This window comes from Faecalicoccus sp. (assembly GCF_036552745.1).
Lineage (GTDB): Bacteria > Bacillota_I > Bacilli_A > Erysipelotrichales > Erysipelotrichaceae > Faecalicoccus.
The window spans coordinates 1-3,436 of the sequence record NZ_JAXKBY010000141.1 but is presented as its reverse complement, the minus strand read 5'-3'; the positions used below and the strand labels follow the sequence as shown (position 1 = coordinate 3,436).

Here is a 3,436-nt window from a genome sequence, read left to right as displayed (position 1 = left end):
GTCTTTTACAAGCAAATTCGGCAAACCGAAACTAAACTTCAACTCCGGACATAACCGGAAAAAGGGCAAATAGATATTACAGCCGATACCGAATTCCAACCCATAATCAAAGCCTTTCAGGTATAAAGGATTTCCTCTTTTGCGACCTAAATCCATGGCACCATAAACTCCTGCCGTCAAATAAGGGCGGCAATTGTTTAATCGGAAAGAAGAATACTTCACACTCAACGGCAGCGTCAGGTAACTCGATCGAACAGATGTACGAAACTCTTCACCGGTTTCCTGCTCACGAAACACGAAACGCTTGTCACCAAAGTTAATGGTTGGAATAAAACGCAAATTAAAATAAGGATTGAGGAACATATCACCAATCACACCGACACTGAATCCCGGAGAATAAGTTGGTATTTCCGCAAACCAAGTCTCACCGTTTGTAGAAACGCCGGTATGCGTTAATAACATATCCTGCGCATGAATCCCCACATGAAAACCTAAGTGAAATAACTTATTATCCACATACGGCTGATTCTTCACCTTCTCCCGTTGTCCCCAAACGACTGCTGAAAAACAGCAGAGCACACTTACTATAACTATAAAACGTCTCAACTTTCTTGTTTTTTTATATAACGAAGATACATTGTTTTTATTGCAAACAAAGGGAAAATATAAAAAAATATAGCCTTAGCTATTTTTTTAATCCGAATAATATCCTACATTTGCACGACTAATAGTTAACATTTAAACGTTTAAGAATATGGCTTACGTAATTAGCGATGATTGTATTGCATGCGGAACTTGTATCGACGAATGTCCGGTAGGAGCAATTTCTGAAGGTGATAAGTACAGTATCAACCCTGATATGTGTACAGAATGTGGAACATGTGCAGAAGCATGTCCTACAGAAGCAATTCACCCGGGTGCTTAATTCCGCAAAACAAATAAGCATATATGACAATCATACATGCTTAAAAGAAAATAGGATGTCTAAATACTTAGGCATCCTATTTTTTTCATCTTCCTGCAAGGTGAATAAAAGCTTATTCTGCATCGAATTTGATATCCAGCTTAATGTCTGAATCCGTCTCAACAGGAGCTTCCTTTTTCTTCGGAGCATTTTCTTCCGAACGCGTTACTTCTCCCTTATGAGATTTAACATAGCCGATCACATCCACTAAACCATCCACAAACTTATCAAAGTCTTCGCGGTAAAGAAAAATTTTATGCTTCTCAAAGGTTACATTCGAACTCTCCTTTGACTGGATCTTTTTACTTTCAGTAATCGCCAAAAACAAATCCTCCTTCAAATTTTTCTTTACATCCAGGTAATAAATGCGTTTACCGGCCTTTATGGCTTTCGAATACAGAATTTCTTTATCGCCACCCTCAACAATGTTTTTCTTCTTTCCTTCTTCCATGGCATAACTTTTAAATTATTTCGTCTTCATTCATTATTAACTAAGCTCTGCAAGCCATTTCCTTCACAACATAATAAACAGAGTCTTATCAGTTGTGTTTGACAAGCTCAACTTATTAGGGTGTAAATATGCGCATTTTTTTCTAATCTTCAATCATTTTAACCTAAAAAATAATGGCCAAAAATCAAATTTATAGAAAGAATATCTTTTAAATTCACTATTCCAAAAAGAATCATTACCTTTGCAAACTGAAAATATTAAACACAAAGTAGTTCCTTCAAACGATGATTAACAGAATTTTAATCCGTATTAAAGTCTTACAGATAGTTTATTCATACTATCAAAACGGACATGGTGATTTAAAAGTTGCAGAAAACGAGCTCATGTTCAGTCTTCAAAAATCGTACGACCTATATCATTACTTACTTCTTCTGATGATTGAAGTAACCAATTTACACAGAAGAAATCTTGATATCCGCAAACACAAATTCATGCCGACACCGGAAGACTTAACACCCAATACGCGTTTGATCGATAATCGTTTTATCAAACAATTGGCAGACAATGAGGCATTGAATCAATATGTTACTGCAGAAGGTATTTCATGGGCCAATGATGAAGACTTCATCAAACAAGTATTAGAACTGATTCTTGCTTCCGACATTTACGCAGAGTATTTGGAAAACCAAGAAGACAATTACGAAACGGATCGTGAATTCTGGCGTCAGATCTTTAAGAAAATAATTTGCAGCAGCGAATATATCGAAGAATACCTGGAGGATAAAAGTATCTACTGGAATGATGATATCGCTATCGTCGAAACATTCGTCCTCAAAACAATCAAGAAATTCAAGGAAACAGAAGGTAGCAAACAGGAATTATTACCGATGTTTAAAGACAAGGAAGACAAAGTATTTGCCACTAAACTGTTCCACCAAACTATTTTAAAGGGAAAAGAATACCGCGAGCGAATCAGCAAACACATGAAGAACTGGGAATCCGAACGAATTGCCAACATTGATATGCTGATTATGCAAGTTGCATTAGCCGAAATCATGACTTTCCCCACAATCCCGACTAATGTATCATTGAATGAATACATTGACATGGCTAAATATTACAGTACACCGAAAAGTGGAACTTTCATCAACGGAATTTTGGATTCCATTGTCAATGAACTAAAAAATGAGAAGCTAATATTGAAAGATTAAATTTTATCATTACATTTGTGTCCGTCAAATACACAATTGATAATGTATAACTAATATAAATATGATGAACTTAAGTATTCTACTTCAAGCGGCAGCCGGACAATCTCAATGGTCTGGTATTATCATGATGGTTGTCATTGTAGCAATCTTTTATTTCTTCATGATACGCCCTCAGCAAAAAAGACAAAAAGAAATCCAGAAAGCTCGTGAAGCATTGAAAACAGGCGATAAGGTAATCACTGCAGGTGGTATTTATGGAAAGATCAAAGAGATTGGTGACGTATATATGGTCATCGAAATCGCTAACGGCGTAAATATCCAGATTGACAAGACATCTGTTTTTGCTTCATCAGAAGATGCAAAACAAAAGTAATTAAAAGATTTTCTATATATGTCATGGCTTACTAATTGTGTCCGGACATATCATACTGTTTTGGCAGACATTAAAGCTTTTTTGCATCGCCAACGATGGAAAGAAGCTTTAATTTTTTCTTGTTTCGTCCTGTTATCTTTTGGATTCTGGCTGTTGCAAAGTCTGCAACAAGAATACGAAACAGTCATGTCTATACCACTCAGATACAATAACGTTCCGGAAGATATTATTTTCACAAACAAAGTTCCGCAGGAAATATCCATTCGGATAAAAGATAAAGGAAGTGCGCTGCTTAACTATATGATTGGTCAGAAATTCAGATCAATCACTATTGATATGACCGGAGCTTCCAAAGAAACCGGAAAGTTTGTTGTTGACAAGAAAAAGATTGAAGCCGAAATCCAAAAGCAAGTATTGGCCACGACGACGCTTTACAG

At 36.3% G+C, this 3,436-nt stretch carries 6 protein-coding genes; 4 read left to right on the top strand and 2 right to left on the bottom strand.

Going from position 1 to position 3,436, the window contains the following annotated elements:
• A partial coding sequence (gene porT, locus U0M88_RS06660; RefSeq protein WP_442902238.1) for a type IX secretion/gliding motility protein PorT/SprT occupies nucleotides 1–606 on the bottom strand: 606 nt, incomplete at its 3' end.
• Between the two features lie 148 nt (nucleotides 607–754).
• On the opposite strand from porT, the gene U0M88_RS06655 reads away from it, so the two are divergent.
• Entirely contained in the window at nucleotides 755–925 is a 171-nt protein-coding gene (locus U0M88_RS06655; protein WP_022455835.1) for a DUF362 domain-containing protein, read from the top strand.
• 112 nt (nucleotides 926–1,037) lie between these two features.
• Here U0M88_RS06655 and U0M88_RS06650 read toward each other — a convergent pair whose 3' ends face one another.
• On the bottom strand, nucleotides 1,038–1,415 hold the full coding sequence (locus tag U0M88_RS06650) for a DUF3276 family protein (RefSeq protein WP_331869306.1): 378 nt from the start codon (nucleotides 1,413–1,415) through the stop codon (nucleotides 1,038–1,040).
• A gap of 491 nt (nucleotides 1,416–1,906) precedes the next feature.
• On the opposite strand from U0M88_RS06650, the gene nusB reads away from it, so the two are divergent.
• The 3 genes from nusB to U0M88_RS06635 form a co-directional block, all read left to right on the top strand.
• Complete coding sequence (gene nusB, locus U0M88_RS06645; protein ID WP_331869305.1) at nucleotides 1,907–2,626, top strand: transcription antitermination factor NusB; 720 nt, start codon at nucleotides 1,907–1,909, stop codon at nucleotides 2,624–2,626.
• 61 nt (nucleotides 2,627–2,687) lie between these two features.
• Nucleotides 2,688–2,999, top strand: a complete 312-nt coding sequence (yajC, locus tag U0M88_RS06640) for a preprotein translocase subunit YajC (protein ID WP_022455838.1) — start codon at nucleotides 2,688–2,690, stop codon at nucleotides 2,997–2,999.
• Nucleotides 3,000–3,059: 60 nt separating this feature from the next.
• On the top strand, nucleotides 3,060–3,436 hold a 377-nt coding region (locus U0M88_RS06635), incomplete at its 3' end, for a hypothetical protein (protein ID WP_331869304.1).